The following is a 14987-nucleotide window of genomic DNA, read 5'->3' on the forward strand; positions in this document are numbered from 1 at the left end:
CACTAAATCTTTCCTCCTCCAAACAATAGGGTGTTTAGCCAATACACAATACCCGATGTCGCACCTGTCACAAATGCTCCCCAGACAAGGTCGATCACTGTCATGGTCACTGGCCATCCTTTAAGCGTTGCTAAATTGGTTAAATCATACGTCGCATAACACATTAGGCCAAACAAAGCACCTGAACCAATCACATACCAAATGTTGCCTCTTTCTATTCCTGGTAATAACACAAAGTATAAAACGCCGACAATATACAGGAAATAAAAAATGATAGCAGGGCCCATACGAACTTCTCCGGTTAAATGACCAATAAATTGTTGATACATTTTCTTTGAAACAACTAATAACCAAAACAAATCAAAAACCAAAAATACAGCTGCACTTAACAAATATAAACGGATTACATTCCACATTCCAAACACTCCCTTATCAATTGATAAGTAATTCTAACATATGTTTTTAATGACGGTCTACAATATTGCTCAATCGTATCAAACAGCCGAGAGTGCTATTCATTACTTACTCTTATTAGAGCACTCTCCTTCCACTAAAAAAGGATTCTCACGAAAAAAATACACTAGCGATCCGATTGTAATTGATTGCGTCCATTATTTTTTGCTTGATACAAATAGTTATCCGCTCTTTGTAACGTTTGAGTTAAACTTTCTTCGTTTTGTTGAAGTGCCTGACCAATTGAAAGTTGTACGGTTAGGATTTCGCCACCAATACTGACTTCAATCTTACTAATCGCTTTTTGAACAACTGAGATGAACGCTTGAATACTTTCTGGTGATTGATTAAAAAAAAGAATCGCAAACTCATCGCCACCTATACGATAAATTCGTGTATTTTTCGTCGAGTAACGATGAAAAACAAAGCCCACTTCTTGTAAGATTTGATCGCCAACCGAGTGTCCATATTGATCGTTATAATATTTAAAATGATCGATATCAATCATCACTACTGTCGCATTTTTATCTCCTGATTGTTTGTTAATCCTTTCGCGAAACATCCGGACATTATGTAATTGTGTCAGATCATCAGTTGTTGCGCCGACAAAAATCGTTTGTAATTCTAAAATTACATGATTGAGAAGATAAATGATTAAATAGCTAACTAACAGTAAGAGAAATAAAATCCCCTGTGGTTCCCACACTTTTCCCGTAGAATAAATGGCAAAAGGCGACGTGATTAAGGCAATATACGTCACTAATCCATAGAGCTGCTTATTCGGGCTCACTTTCTTTTCTAAGTACGTCGTTAAAATAGGTAAAGTAACTAATAAAATGACCGCCAATAATAAATTGATCCAAGAGGCAACAGAACTGTCCAACATAAAACGGCTAATCGCAATGAATAAAACGGCTGGACTCATCACCTTCCATCCTAAATATTTATAACCTAAAGAAAATAAGACTAACCGCAAATCAAATCGTGTATTCCCAATAGTGGTGGCATTGGTCATCAACCAAAAACCGGCTAAAGTCTCAAAAAAAATATAATAGATGATTTGTTTTTTCGTAAATTTTTCTTTATTTAAAGAGCTTGGATTTATTTTAAAAATGACATAAATATTTAAAATAATGATACCGATATTAGCTACCATTTCAACTATCATTTATATCCTCCTAAATGAAATACAGGATTGCAACGCTTACTTATATTTCAACTTTTTTTATCTTCACCTCTATTATAGCCTAAATTTCAAAAAAAAATAGAAAAGAGTCTAATCAATTTCGATTAGACTCTTTTTCCCTTATAATAATTCTTCTAAAATCGTTTTGATGGCTTGATTATCTGCTGCATGGCCAATCGTGATCCGTAACCATTCTGGTCGTAATCCTGCCCGTACAATAAATCCTCTTTGCATCAATTGTTGCGCTAAGGCTTTACTATCTTGCTTGACATCAAAGAAAATAAAGTTCGCTTGCGAATGATAATACGGCAATTGTTTTGCTTCAAGGAAAGTTTCCCACTTCGCCAATTCTTCCTGATTGACCGCTACGCTATGTTCAATAAACGCTTGATCTTCTAAAGCCACAATCGCCGCTTTTTGGGCGATGGTACTCGTATTAAAAGGCGGTCGAACGATGTCAAAAGCGCGACTAACAGTCGTTGGAATAATCGCATAGCCGATTCTTAGTCCGGCTAAGCCATAAGCTTTTGAGAACGTCCGCATCACGATGATGTTGGATAGCGTCTCTAGCAGTGGTAGACTCGTTGAAATGGCTTCGTCTGTCACATATTCCTGATACGCTTCATCACTTATCACAAGAACATCTGTCGGTACTTTTTCAATAAACGCACGAATCAAGGACTGAGGGAGGTACGTTCCCGTTGGATTATTTGGATTACACAACCAAATAATTTTTGTTTTTGCGGTGATGGCTTCAAGCATCGCTTCTAAATCCATTTCTCCCGACGATTGTTTTACCGGTACTTTCACGACTTTTGCGCCTTCAATCACTGCATGCAGTTCATATTGTGAAAATGTCGGATCCGCTACAATAATCTCATCCCCCGGGCTCAACAAAGAGCGCGAGATGATTTGAATCACATCATCGAGTCCGGCACCGACCAGGATTCGTTCTTCCGATACTTGGTTCACTTTCGCAATCGCTTTTTTTAATGCTTTCGCCCCGCCATCAGGATAATACTCTAACCCGGTCAAAGACTGTGCGAGCGCTTCTTGCACTCGCTGAGAAAAGCCAAATGGATTTTCGTTTGAAGCGAGTTTTACGACCTTATCGAGCTTGAATTCTTTTTGAACGTCTGCAATTGGGCGACCCGGGACATAGGGACTTAAGCTGGCTAAAGTTGCTTTTTCTTTCATACGTTGATCCTTTCTACAAATCCGTAATCGTCGCACGATCTTTGGTTTGACTGATTTTTCCTTGGCGACTTTCTAACTCGGCCTCGATTTCAGTTAACGAAATGCCTTCTTCCGCTAATAACACAAGGGTATGATAAAATAAGTCAGCTGTTTCGGCAATCAGCTCCTGTTTGTCATGATTTTTTGCGGCAATCACGACTTCTGTTGCTTCTTCGCCGACTTTTTTTAAAATTTTATCAAGTCCTTTTGAAAATAAATACGTTGTATACGATCCTTCTCTGGGCGCGAGTTGACGAGCAAGGATTTCATCATATAATTCCACTAAACTATGCATCTGCATCCACCTCTTTTACCTTTTGGAAAAAACAACTTCTTTCACCGGTATGACAAGCCGCACCGGTTTGTACGACACGAATAAGTAAGGTATCACGGTCGCAATCGAGGTCAATTCGTTTCACCGCTTGCGTGTGACCACTCGTTGCCCCTTTGTGCCAGAGTTCTTGACGCGAGCGAGAATAAAACCAGGTTTGATTCGTTTCGAGCGTTTTCGCGTAACTTTCTTCATTCATATAAGCGAGCATTAAGACTTCATTCGTCTGAGCGTCGGTAATAATTGCCGGCACTAAGCCTTTTGAAAAATCGGGTGTCATCATCTTACAACAATCCCTTCTGTCGCTAATGCTTGTTTAATCGCCCCAATCTCTAATTCTCCATAATGGAAAATAGAAGCCGCCAACGCCGCTGAAGCTTGGGTTTGCTTAAAAACATCCACCATATGTTGCACGCTCCCACAACCTCCAGAAGCAATGACCGGTACATTGACCGCATCGGCTACGGCTTTTGTTAACGCTAAATCATAGCCATCTTTTGTGCCATCGCCGTCCATACTTGTCAGTAAAATTTCACCCGCACCTAGATCCACTGCGCGCCTTGCCCATTCAATGACGTCTAAGCCAGTATCGACACGGCCCCCTTGACTATAAACATGCCAAGAATGCGTTGCTTCATCATATTTCGCGTCAATTGCCACCACGATACATTGATTACCAAATTTGAGTGCACCTTCTTGAATCAACGCTGGACGTTTTAAAGCAGCCGAATTTAAAGAGACTTTGTCCGCGCCAGCTCTCAGTAATTCTTGCATATCGGCAACGGACTGGATGCCGCCACCGACCGTTAACGGAATAAACACTTCCGCAGCCGTTTCACGAACCACATCGACCATCGTTTTACGTTCCTCCACGGTCGCGGTGATATCAAGAAACACGAGCTCATCTGCGCCCGCATCGGAATATGCTTTGGCAATTTCAACTGGATTTCCGATGTCTTGTAAATCAACAAAGTTTACGCCTTTAACCACACGACCAGCCGTCACGTCTAAGCAGGGAATAATTCGTTTTGTTAAGGTCATTCGCCCACCTCCACAACATCTGTCATCGTGATATTGCCATTGTATAAGGCTTTACCAGAAATCACACCGTACACACCTAAAGCTTTGACAGCTTCTAAATCTTCACGTGAACTAATACCGCCAGACGCAATAATTTGTAAATCTGGGACTTTTGCCGCAATCGCTTGTAATTGTTCGAGATTCGGACCCATTAACGTACCGTCTTTTGCAATATCCGTAAAGATAATCGTTTTGACACCAAGTTGTGCCATTTGATCTGCCACGGTTAAATAATTTTGATCCGAAACAGCTAGCCAGCCACGTGTCGCAACGAGACCATCTTTGGCATCAATGCCAACCGCAATCTGATCGCCATATTGTTGGACTGCCTCGGCCACAAACGCGGGATCTTCCACTGCTTTTGAACCGATAATCACACGTGAGACGCCGGCATCAAGGTAACGCGCAACTTGAGCCATTGAGCGAATCCCACCACCTACTTGAATCGGAATCGTAATCGCAGCCAAAATCGCTTGAATCACTTTAAGATTGGTTAAATCACCGCTTAACGCACCATCTAAATCCACGATATGCAACGCTTTTGCTCCTGCGTTTTCAAATGCGATGGCTTGCTTAACCGGATCTGGATTTACAACCGTTTCTTGGGCAAAATCACCTTGATAAAGACGGACACAACGACCTTCTTTTAAATCAATCGCTGGATAAATAATCATGCTTCCACCACTTTCTTAAATGCTTTGAGTAACGCTTGGCCGACTTCACCACTTTTTTCGGGATGAAACTGCATCCCATATACATGATTCCGGCGCACAATTGCTGGAACAGCTACGCCATAGTCACTGGTTGCTAAGATAAATTCTGGTGCACAATCAACGTAATACGAGTGCACATAATAGACATATTGATCCACGACTGCTTCTGTCAGTGGTTGTGTATGTTTCACTTGCAGTTGGTTCCATCCCATATGCGGAATCCGCAACTGATTTTCTTTTGGAAAAGGTAACACTTGACCTGGAATCAGTCCAAGCCCTTTTGTTTCGCCATGTTCAAAACTCGTGTCAAAAAGCAATTGCATCCCTAAACAAATGCCTAATAGAGGCGTTCCTTGCGCTACCGCTGCTAAAAGGGGTTCAATCAAGCCACGTTCTTCTAAACTTGTCATGGCTTTTGGAAAAGCGCCCACGCCAGGTAGCACAATGCCTTTTGCCTGCAAAATCAACGCAGGATCGGCTGAGATTACCGTTTCTAGTCCGATTTTTTCAAAGGCTTTACTTAAACTACGGGTATTTCCAGTGTCATAATCGACAATCACAATCATCTATAAAACTCCTTTAGTGGAATTAACCCCTTTAATATTTGGGTTAATATCAATTGCTTGGCGTAACGCACGACCAAAGGCTTTGAATAACGCTTCGATTTTATGGTGCGTGTTTTTTCCATACAAGACTTTTAAATGTAAATTCATTTCGGCATTAAAGGCTAGCGCTTGAAAGAATTCTTCGACTAATTCCGTATCGAAATCACCGACTTTAGGATTTCCTAAATCGGCATCAAAAACCAAATAGGAACGACCACTTAAATCTAATGCGACAAAACCTAAACTTTCATCCATCGGAACATATTCATGACCGTAACGATTAATTCCAACTTTATCACCAAGTGCTTCTTTTAAACACTTCCCGATGACAATGCCAACATCTTCCACCGTGTGATGACTATCGACATCCAAATCACCGTCTGCTTGACACTTAAAACTGATCCGACTGTGGCGTGCAAATAAGGTTAACATGTGATCAAAGAATCCAACGCCTGTCTGGATTTCACAGACCGGATTGCTTTCGTCCAGTGCTAAATAAACGTTAATCGTTGTTTCTGCTGTTGTTCTTTCTAATGCTGCTTCTCTCATGACAGTTCCTCCTCAAAACGTACTTGGATTGCGCGTGCATGTGCCTCAAGCCCTTCTTCGCGAGCGAGCACCATCACGGCATCTTTTTCTAGAGCGAGCGCTTCTTTCGTATAGGAAATGAAGGCCGTTCGTTTGATAAAATCTTCCACTCCAAGTGGTGAAAAGAACCGAGCTGTTCCACTAGTTGGTAAGACATGGTTTGGTCCTGCTAAATAATCCCCTAAAGGTTCTGACGCATAGGCGCCTAAAAAAACGGATCCCGCATGTTTAACCCGACTCAGATGACTCAACGGATCGTTCAGTTGAATTTCTAAATGTTCCGGTGCAATCTCATTCATCAACGCAAATTGTGTCTCGATATCTGCTACGACAAATAGGGCACTATGTTGTTCGATTGCTTGTCTGGCAATTTCCTCTCTCGGTAAGAGTGCTAGTTGCGTTGCGACTTCTGTTTGCACGCGTTGCGCCAAGTCTTGGCTAGTCGTAATTAAAATCGCTCGAGCCAACGTATCATGCTCTGCTTGTGAGAGTAAATCTGCCGCAATAAATCGCGGATTGGCTGATTCATCTGCCAGCACGACCACTTCAGAAGGGCCGGCAATCATGTCAATGGCCACTTGCCCAAATAAGATTTTTTTTGCAGTCGCCACGAAAATATTCCCTGGACCCACAATTTTATCGACTTTAGGAATGGATTCCGTTCCATAAGCGAGTGCCGCAATCGCTTGTGCGCCGCCGATTTGATAAATTTCTTCCACACCGGCAATTTTTGCTGCTGCTAAAATGGCTGAAGGAATGCCTTCTGGTCCGCTTGGTGTTACCATGACAATCCGCTTCACGCCCGCAATTTGAGCCGGTAAAGCATTCATTAAGACGGAAGACGGGTAACGAGCAGTCCCGCCAGGCACATAAATCCCAACGGTTTCCATTGGCAAGACTAGTTGGCCACGAATCACTCCTGATTTTTCCGCATCGACAAAACCCGTTTGCTTTTGCTTTTCATGAAATGAGACAATGTTGGCTTTTGCGAGTTCTAGCGCCTCTATCACTTCAGGCGCCGTTTGCTGAAACCCATTTTCGATATCTGCCGCACTTAATCGGAACTCACTTAACGCCACATGATCAAATTTTTCGGTGTAATGTGCTAAGGCACGATCCCCGTTTTCTTTCACATCCGCTAAAATCGCTTTAACGACTTCTTCCACTTGCGCTTCCTCAGATGCTAAGACTTGTTGTGCTAAATATTTTTTTGCAGTCGCTAAATCAGCTTGAACGATTTTCATTCGTAGCACTCACTTTCTTTTGTTGAATATGTTCTTCTAGTTTGTCGACGAGTTGACAAACGGCTTGTTTTTTTCGTTTTAACGAGACTTGATTGACAATTAAGCGCGTTGAGATTGGCATCATTTCTTCAAAAACAATCAACCCATTTTCTCTTAACGTATCGCCGGTTTCAACGATATCCACAATCGCATCGGCTAACCCTAAAATAGGCGCAATTTCAACCGAACCTTCGATTTTGATAATTTCAATATCTTCGCCTTTTTCGCGAAAATAGCGAGCTGCCGTTCGTGGATATTTCGTTGCGATAATTTTCCGCCGATAATCGTTTTCTTCATAATTAGGCGTTGAAGCGACACAAAAATGGCACTTTCCGATTTCTAAGTCTAACATCTCATAGTGGTCTCGCTCATCTTCATAAATAACGTCACTACCAACAATCCCGATATCGGCAACCCCTTGTTGAACATACGTCAAGACGTCAACGGCCTTCACTAAGATAAATTCGTAATCATCATACGGACTTTCAAAAACTAATTTTCTTTTTTTATTACGTAAAAAATCACAATTAATCCCTATTTCTTCTAGCAGTTGGATTGTGCCTTGTTCGATACGCCCTTTTGTTAAGGCGATTTTTATTTTACTCATCGCGCTCGCCTCCTTCTAATGAAATGTCTTTCACCTCGTGTTCAAACACATGAAGGACACGCGGAATCTGCCACGTTAGCGCATGTTCAATCGTTTCCTCTAAGCTCGCATGGAGACTTAGTCGGGCGAAACGTTCTTTTGCCAATACTTGTTCTGCTAAGGCTAGCGCGTCGTCATCATAGTGAATCAAGACCTCAATGCCTTGAGGTTTTGTTAACTCTCCTTTGCGGTCTTTGATATAAAGCATGCGATCTAAGTAAAAAACCAACCCGACAGCGGGCAGTGGCGCAACCGAAAATTCTGTTAATAAGTCATCATAACGACCACCACTAAAAAAACAATCCGATGACTGATCAGCGTAGCCTTTAAACGTAATGCCTGTATAATATTGCAACTCTTGAACTAACCCAATATCAACCGTGATTTCTTGTTCTGGATAGACTTGGCTAATTTGTTTGATGAGTTGTTTCATTTCAGTTATGCTTGCGAGAATTTTCGGATGATCGGTTAAGGCTTCGACTTCTTCTAAAATATCGATTTGACCAAATAAACGAGGGAGTCGCGAGATTAAAGGATAGAGTGGATGCTGCTGATAATCGACTAAAAAGTCTTGCATCCCCGGTGAGTTTTTACTTTGTAGCAACCATTTAAAGCGTTCTTTCTTTTGATCGGTTAACTGTAACTCTGAAAGAATCGTCTGAAAAATAGCCGCATGTCCCAGTTCAATTTGGAAATCGGTCACCCCGCTTTTTTGCGAGACGCTCACACCGTTGATTAAACATTCGGTTTCAGCTTTTAGTGAATCATAACCAATCAACTCCATGCCTGCTTGAAGTTGTTCATTATATTCACCCGAGTGGCCTTTATTCACTCGAAAGACTTTCCCACTATACGAGAGTTGAACCGGCGGAATCACCCCCGTCGTACTAATTACCCGGCCAATCGGCAATGTCATATCGGGTCTCAACACCACAATTCGTCCTTGATCATCAAAAAAGCGATAACGAGAAGTCGCCTTTTGTGCCATACCATCAAAGACTTCTTCAAACTCAATTAACGGCGTCTCTATACGCTGATAACCCCGGGATGCAAAATGATGGTTCACTAAGCTTTCCAATTGATGACTCTGAACAGCCTCTTTAAATAATTTATCTTTTGTGCCATTTGGCAAGCTACGATTCCATTTCATTTCTTCGTTCACCCCTGATTAGATTTAAATGATAATTAATTAAATGCATAATTAGATTTTACACAGAATATTATGCCTATCCTAGCAATTTTTTAATAAAAAGTAAACCATTTTAAAGGAAAAAAGCTGTTTTTTCTGAAAAAACGAGAACTATTTGCAAATGATGCCCATCACGTCAAAAAAGAGCCTCAACATTCACTGAGACTCTCGTCATTTTATAACTGACCAATCAGGTTTCGTTCTTGCTCGGTAAGGGAAAAATCAAAAATAGCGAGATTTTCTTTTTGACGCGTGAGATGATGTGATTTCGGGATGACGATGACCTCTTTTTCAATTTGATAACGTAAAATCACTTGGGCCCACGATTTTCCATAGGCTTGACCAATTTGACTTAATTGTTCTTTTGCTTCAGGGCTGACTCTTGTTAGCGGCCCCCAAGCTTCAGGAAAAACGTCATTTTGGAGAGAAAAATCAATGATCTCGTGATTCCACTTTCCTGGATGAGACTCAATTTGATTCACAGCAGGTTTGATTCGAGCACCTGCTAACAAATAGGCCAGTTGTTTTTTATCAAAATTCGAAACCCCTATAGCTTTGATTTTTCCTTGATCGACATAACGTTCTAACACATGCCAGACAATCACCATCTCTTCCAAATTTTCCCAAGGATGGTGAATCAGATAAAGATCAAGATACTCAGTCCCTAAATTAGCTAAACTAAATTCAACAGCTTCCATCACGGATCGTTCACTATTGGTGTATTCCGGTTTTCCCGGTATTTTTGACGTAATAAAGAACGCCTCACGTGGTAAGCCACTTTCTTTGATTGCTTTGCCGACCACTGCTTCATTTCGATAAGCGATGGCTGTATCAAAATGACGATAGCCAACTTCAATGGCTGACAATATTTCGGTCGTATCGCCGTTAATTTCACCCATATATTGATGATCAACTTTCCCAAATGTGTTGGTACCGCTACCAATTATAGGAATGTTTATACCCGTATTTAACGTAAGTTCTCTCATATACTCTTCCTCCATTGTATGATTCGTTTTTTCCTATTCATTTAGTTTAGCACAATTTGGCAAAACAGAAACTTTTGATGGCTTCCCACTCTTTTTATTTCGCCTATCTATAGTTATAAACTATAACTAGCTCCTATTAATCGATATAAGTCTTTTTCAGTAATCTCTGTTATGCTTAATCCAATCATTTTTACTTATTGGAGGAAAAAACTTATGACAACCGATCGCTTTCAACTCGTTGGGTCGCTCTTACGTCCCGCAAACCTATTAGCTTACAAAAATCAAATTGAAGTCCGCGATGACATTCAATATCCGTTCTATGATGCTTTCGAAGGTTACCAAGAAACCGAAACAAGTGAAATCAAAAAAATCGTCGCACGACAACTGGAAGCTGGTATTCCAGTCATTACAGATGGTGAATACTCACGCTCAATGTGGCATCTGGATTTTGTCTGGGGTTTTGAGGGTATCGAACGCTTTATCGCCGACAATGGCTATACCTTCCAAGATTTTGATGGTGGTATTTACGAAACACGCAAAGATATTGGCATTCGCATCACCAAGCCACTCTCCGGGAAAAATCACCATTTCATTACTTTATTTAAACAACTGAAAGAACTGGCTGGCGATCATCCCACAAAATTAACCGTTTGGGGTGCTGCACATGCGTTTACCGAATTAGCGATTATGAATGGGATTTACGGAGACGATCAAGTGTACCATACACAAGAAGAACTAAAAGAGGGCTTAATCAAAGCCTATAAAGAATTTCTAGTAGAGTATAAAGATGCTGGCGGTGAAATCATCCAGTTTGATGATTGTTTATGGGAATTATTCTCTGAAGATAACGACCAATCGTTTTTTGCTTCAGGAAAAGAAGGGCTCGAAGAACTGGCGGATACATTCATTGGCATTAATAACGAAATTGCCGATTATGCGCATCAATTAGGACTCAAAGTCTGGACTCATAACTGTCGCGGAAACTACGAAAGTCGTCATGCAGCTGGCGGATCGTACGAGTCCATCGCTGAAAAATTCTTACGTGATCAACATTATGACCGCTTCTTTCTTGAATGGGACGATGATCGTGCCGGTGATTTGACTGCTTTAGCAGTATTAAAAGATCGTCCAGAAGTGGAAGTTGTCTTAGGGTTACTTTCAAGTAAAGTCGCTCACCTAGATGATGAAGCACGCATCTATCAATTATTAGAAAAAGCCAGTACGATTTTACCGAAAGAACGCTTGTACCTCTCCCACCAATGTGGTTTTGCCTCATGTGATTGTGGCAATGAATTATCAGCGGAACAACAATGGGAGAAAGTTGCACAAGGTCAAGCCATTGCCAAAACTTTTTGGAATGACTAATTAAAAACGAGAGAGCACTGTCCTAGGCACAGGTAAGTACGTGTAACTAAGATCGTGCTCTCTTATTTGCGGTTTCAACTAAGCATTGATTTCGTTTTATGATTTTTAGCCGAGTCACATTATGGTTAAAGATGACAGAAAAAAGTCAGATGGTTATCACCTTGTTTAAGGAGATGGTAACCATCTGATTTTACTGTCGTTTCCTTTAATATCTACTCTTAAATCCTCGTCAAACCAATAAAAAAAGTCCTTTATCAGAAAAAAATATTTCTGATAAAGGACGAGTCATCGTGGTACCACCTTTGTTTGAAAGCAATGCTTTCCTGAACTATCTCCGAAGAAATAGCGTTCGAGATAACGATCGAACAAATCGAAGCGGCTTACCTATCAGCCGACTCTCCTCCGAGACCATCTTCATTCTTTCCCCTTTAGTCCCTTTCACCAAACGGAACCTCTCTTCAAAAGTGGATAAAAAGATTACTCTTCTCTTCATTGGTTTTAGATTAAAATAAGATTAGATTTAACTGATCTTACTAGATTTGTTCTAAGAAATCAATTTTTTTTGCTTCAAAATGTTGTTTTGAACATACGCCTCACACAGGAAGATTAATTGACCAAATGATTCTTTAAATAATCCTGTACCCCTAATCCTGCTTCATAAATCCAGTAGTGTTCGCCTTCATAAGAAAAATAAATTTGCTCGCTTCCAAAAAATGGTGCTTTATAGAGACAATCAATGCGAGACAAATCTATTTTCCGCTCGATTGCTTGACGGATGCCTTGGTGACTGTGAATAAAAAGTTGGTTATCAGTAATTTGTATTTGAGCGAATAGATAGGTTTGTCCAATTCTAAGATATGTTTGCATGATGAACCCCTCTTTCTCTTAAAGTAATGAAAGTATAACGTATAAAACCGGTTTCAGTGCAAGGACTATTTGTCACTTTTCTTATTCATTAAGTTTTTATCATTCAAAATCCTCCTCTGATTCTCAGACTGACATTGTCTTTTCCTCCTCTTTCACCTCACTCGTTTAGATGCTAAAAAACAGCAACAAAACCTCTGATAAAAGAGTTTGTTGCTGTTAGCCATTTCTTTCTTAATAACCGTTGCGTAAATCGCGTTCGTATTCACTCTCATTCGAACGGCTGACGCGTCGTTTGCGGCCTTTAATTGGCGTTGACTGAAGCGCTTTGAGGACTTTTTCGCCTTTGCCATTTAATATTTCGACAAATGTGGACACATCCATTAAGTTAATGACGCCAATATCGTCGCCCGTAACACCTTCAACATTACAAATTGCGCCTACTACATCGCCTGGTCGCATTTTTGTTTTCTTACCGGCATTGATATGAATTTTCATGATATCTTCTTTGAAATCTAGCCCTTTTTCTTTACGAATCATTGGGTTTTTTCGTTGTTTTTGTTCAAAGTCTAATCGGTATTTATCCACCGTTGCTCGACTTGGACGAGGAATTTCTTCTAACACATCCCCTTGTGCTTCGCGAATCGCTGCAAATGATGCACGATCACGTGGATTAACTAACGAAAGGGTCTTCCCTTTGTTTTCAAAACGAGCCGTCCGACCAATACGATGGACGTAGGTTTCTGGTTTATCTGGTAAATCGTAATTCACGACGAGCGCAATATCCGCCACATCAATTCCACGAGCAGCGACATCGGTTGCGACCAAGTGACGGAAATAGCCCCGTTTAAAATCATTAATGACTTGGGTACGGTCTCGTTGTTCCATGCCACCATGGAGCATATCGACTTTAATATCCGCGCGATCTAGTTCTTTCATTAACCGTTCGACCATCACTTTCGTATTACAAAAAAGAATACTACTGTCTGGATTATCAACGATTAATAAATCTTTTAAGGTTGCTAATTTATCTTCATCTTCCACGCGAATATATTGCTGGCGAATCCGTTTTTTCGATTGGTCAGTATCCGTGATTTCGACGTATTTCGGGTGTTTCAAAAAGTGCTCCGTTAATTTTTTAACGGCATCTGGCATTGTCGCTGAAAATAAGGCTGTCGTGCGATTTTGCGGTAACTCCTGTAAAATATCTTCGACTTGATCAATGAATCCCATCGCAAACATTTCATCCGCTTCGTCAATAATTAATGTTTTAATTTGACTTAAATCAATCGTTCCTCGTTCAATATGATCAAATAAACGCCCTGGTGTCGCCACCACAATATGAGTGCGTTGCTTTAAATTTTTGACTTGCGTTTGATAAGACGTTTTCCCAAATAAGGCTTCCACTTTCAAGCGTTTGTAACGTCCGATATTAAATATTTCATCTTTAATTTGTGTCGCAAGTTCTCTCGTTGGCGTTAAGACCAAGGCTTGTGGCGCGCGTTCTTCCCAATCAACTAATTGACATAATGGAATGCCAAATGCGGCAGTTTTTCCACTCCCTGTTTGCGAGCGGACAATCACATCTTTTTTATTAAGCAGTAGCGGCAAGACTTCTCGTTGTACAGGGGTTGGATCCGTATATTTTAAGACGGATAGGGACTTTATAATCGATTCATCCAACGGGTATTCTGAAAATCGGTTTTGACTCATTTAATTTAACATCCTTCTATTAAACAAGTTCACAACAGATTTTCTGCGCCTTGCTTAATACTATTATTATTTTTTTCGCTTCAATAGTGTAACACGGTTTACCAAATATTACACGAAAAGGAAATTTTTTTAATGCGAAAACCCCCTATTATTGGCTTTTCTTCCTTTTTTGGTTGCTTGACACCTCTCATTTTCATTTCCTTTCATTTAATTTTTTCATATTGATTGACATTTTTTTCGAAGATAGATAATATAGTTAGTGCGTTAACTATATTAGGAGGATGAACATGGACAATCATCAAGGAGCGCTCGGCTTTCATATCCGCGAATTATCGATTTTATTGAGTCGAAAAATCGATCACGAAGCCATTCAAAACGATATCGAAAATATTTCTCATCCACAGGCAATGGTCATCCATTTTATTTCGAGGAACCATCTACGAGAAATTCACCAAAAAGATATCGAAGAAGAATTATCGATTCGCAAACCAACTGCGAGTCAATTACTTGATCGAATGGAAAAAAGTGGATTGGTTGAACGTCGTGTCTCGTCAAAAGATAAACGTCGGAATCAAATTATCTTAACTGATAAAGCCATCGATAGCGTTAAACAAATCAAACATGTGCTAAAAGATATTGAAAAGACCTTACAGCAAGATTTAACCGAAGATGAAATCGCAACGTTTTTGCAAGTTGTGGAAAAAATGAAAAAAAATATCCAATAATTTTAGTTGATTAAGATATTTTTT

General features: G+C 40.4%; 17 protein-coding genes and 1 other annotated feature. Of the genes, 2 read left to right on the top strand and 15 right to left on the bottom strand.

Features of this window, described 5'->3' with window-relative positions; all coding sequences use genetic code 11:
- Nucleotides 1-2: 2 nt before the first annotated feature.
- The 13 genes from IGI68_RS01370 to IGI68_RS01430 form a co-directional block, all read right to left on the bottom strand.
- A complete protein-coding gene (locus IGI68_RS01370; protein ID WP_438729747.1) occupies nucleotides 3-416 on the bottom strand; it encodes a DUF2177 family protein in 414 nt (137 codons plus the stop codon).
- Nucleotides 417-580: 164 nt separating this feature from the next.
- Nucleotides 581-1621: a GGDEF domain-containing protein gene (locus IGI68_RS01375; RefSeq protein ID WP_438729750.1), complete on the bottom strand. Its 1041-nt coding sequence runs from the start codon at nucleotides 1619-1621 to the stop codon at nucleotides 581-583.
- 138 nt (nucleotides 1622-1759) lie between these two features.
- Nucleotides 1760-2836 carry a histidinol-phosphate transaminase gene (hisC, locus tag IGI68_RS01380; RefSeq protein WP_438729753.1) on the bottom strand — a complete coding sequence of 359 codons (1077 nt, stop codon included), beginning with the start codon at nucleotides 2834-2836 and terminating at the stop codon, nucleotides 1760-1762.
- A gap of 13 nt (nucleotides 2837-2849) precedes the next feature.
- On the bottom strand, nucleotides 2850-3170 hold the full coding sequence (gene hisE, locus IGI68_RS01385) for a phosphoribosyl-ATP diphosphatase (protein WP_438729756.1): 321 nt from the start codon (nucleotides 3168-3170) through the stop codon (nucleotides 2850-2852).
- Entirely contained in the window at nucleotides 3163-3486 is a 324-nt protein-coding gene (hisI, locus tag IGI68_RS01390) for a phosphoribosyl-AMP cyclohydrolase (protein WP_438733185.1), read from the bottom strand. Before hisI ends, hisE begins: the two co-directional genes overlap by 8 nt.
- Nucleotides 3486-4247: an imidazole glycerol phosphate synthase subunit HisF gene (gene hisF / locus IGI68_RS01395; protein ID WP_438729759.1), complete on the bottom strand. Its 762-nt coding sequence runs from the start codon at nucleotides 4245-4247 to the stop codon at nucleotides 3486-3488. Before hisF ends, hisI begins: the two co-directional genes overlap by 1 nt.
- The gene (gene hisA / locus IGI68_RS01400; RefSeq protein ID WP_438729762.1) at nucleotides 4244-4960 is read right to left on the bottom strand and encodes a 1-(5-phosphoribosyl)-5-[(5-phosphoribosylamino)methylideneamino]imidazole-4-carboxamide isomerase; all 717 of its coding nucleotides are present in this window, start codon (nucleotides 4958-4960) and stop codon (nucleotides 4244-4246) included. Before hisA ends, hisF begins: the two co-directional genes overlap by 4 nt.
- Nucleotides 4957-5565 carry an imidazole glycerol phosphate synthase subunit HisH gene (gene hisH / locus IGI68_RS01405; protein WP_438729765.1) on the bottom strand — a complete coding sequence of 203 codons (609 nt, stop codon included), beginning with the start codon at nucleotides 5563-5565 and terminating at the stop codon, nucleotides 4957-4959. The genes hisA and hisH overlap by 4 nt, the downstream gene beginning before the upstream one ends.
- Nucleotides 5566-6153, bottom strand: a complete 588-nt coding sequence (hisB, locus tag IGI68_RS01410; RefSeq protein WP_438729768.1) for an imidazoleglycerol-phosphate dehydratase HisB — start codon at nucleotides 6151-6153, stop codon at nucleotides 5566-5568.
- A complete protein-coding gene (gene hisD / locus IGI68_RS01415; RefSeq protein WP_438729771.1) occupies nucleotides 6150-7436 on the bottom strand; it encodes a histidinol dehydrogenase in 1287 nt (428 codons plus the stop codon). Before hisD ends, hisB begins: the two co-directional genes overlap by 4 nt.
- A complete protein-coding gene (gene hisG, locus IGI68_RS01420; protein WP_071875094.1) occupies nucleotides 7417-8082 on the bottom strand; it encodes an ATP phosphoribosyltransferase in 666 nt (221 codons plus the stop codon). The genes hisD and hisG overlap by 20 nt, the downstream gene beginning before the upstream one ends.
- Complete coding sequence (gene hisZ / locus IGI68_RS01425; protein WP_438729775.1) at nucleotides 8075-9271, bottom strand: ATP phosphoribosyltransferase regulatory subunit; 1197 nt, start codon at nucleotides 9269-9271, stop codon at nucleotides 8075-8077. The genes hisG and hisZ overlap by 8 nt, the downstream gene beginning before the upstream one ends.
- A 215-nt stretch (nucleotides 9272-9486) precedes the next feature.
- On the bottom strand, nucleotides 9487-10296 hold the full coding sequence (locus IGI68_RS01430; RefSeq protein WP_438729778.1) for an aldo/keto reductase family protein: 810 nt from the start codon (nucleotides 10294-10296) through the stop codon (nucleotides 9487-9489).
- A gap of 213 nt (nucleotides 10297-10509) precedes the next feature.
- Here IGI68_RS01430 and IGI68_RS01435 point away from each other — a divergent pair, with 213 nt between their 5' ends.
- Complete coding sequence (locus IGI68_RS01435; RefSeq protein WP_071875091.1) at nucleotides 10510-11661, top strand: cobalamin-independent methionine synthase II family protein; 1152 nt, start codon at nucleotides 10510-10512, stop codon at nucleotides 11659-11661.
- 273 nt (nucleotides 11662-11934) lie between these two features.
- Nucleotides 11935-12163, bottom strand: a binding site (T-box leader).
- 104 nt (nucleotides 12164-12267) lie between these two features.
- Here IGI68_RS01435 and IGI68_RS01440 read toward each other — a convergent pair.
- The gene (locus IGI68_RS01440) at nucleotides 12268-12528 is read right to left on the bottom strand and encodes a hypothetical protein (protein ID WP_071875087.1); all 261 of its coding nucleotides are present in this window, start codon (nucleotides 12526-12528) and stop codon (nucleotides 12268-12270) included.
- Between the two features lie 231 nt (nucleotides 12529-12759).
- Nucleotides 12760-14238, bottom strand: coding sequence for a DEAD/DEAH box helicase (locus IGI68_RS01445; protein WP_438729783.1), 1479 nt, complete (start codon nucleotides 14236-14238; stop codon nucleotides 12760-12762).
- A 287-nt stretch (nucleotides 14239-14525) separates the two neighbouring features.
- Between IGI68_RS01445 and IGI68_RS01450 the strand changes: the two genes are divergently transcribed.
- Entirely contained in the window at nucleotides 14526-14963 is a 438-nt protein-coding gene (locus IGI68_RS01450; RefSeq protein WP_071875085.1) for a MarR family winged helix-turn-helix transcriptional regulator, read from the top strand.
- Nucleotides 14964-14987: the final 24 nt, after the last annotated feature.

Source organism: Enterococcus sp. DIV1314a, from assembly GCF_051713805.1.
GTDB lineage: Bacteria > Bacillota > Bacilli > Lactobacillales > Enterococcaceae > Enterococcus_I > Enterococcus_I aquimarinus.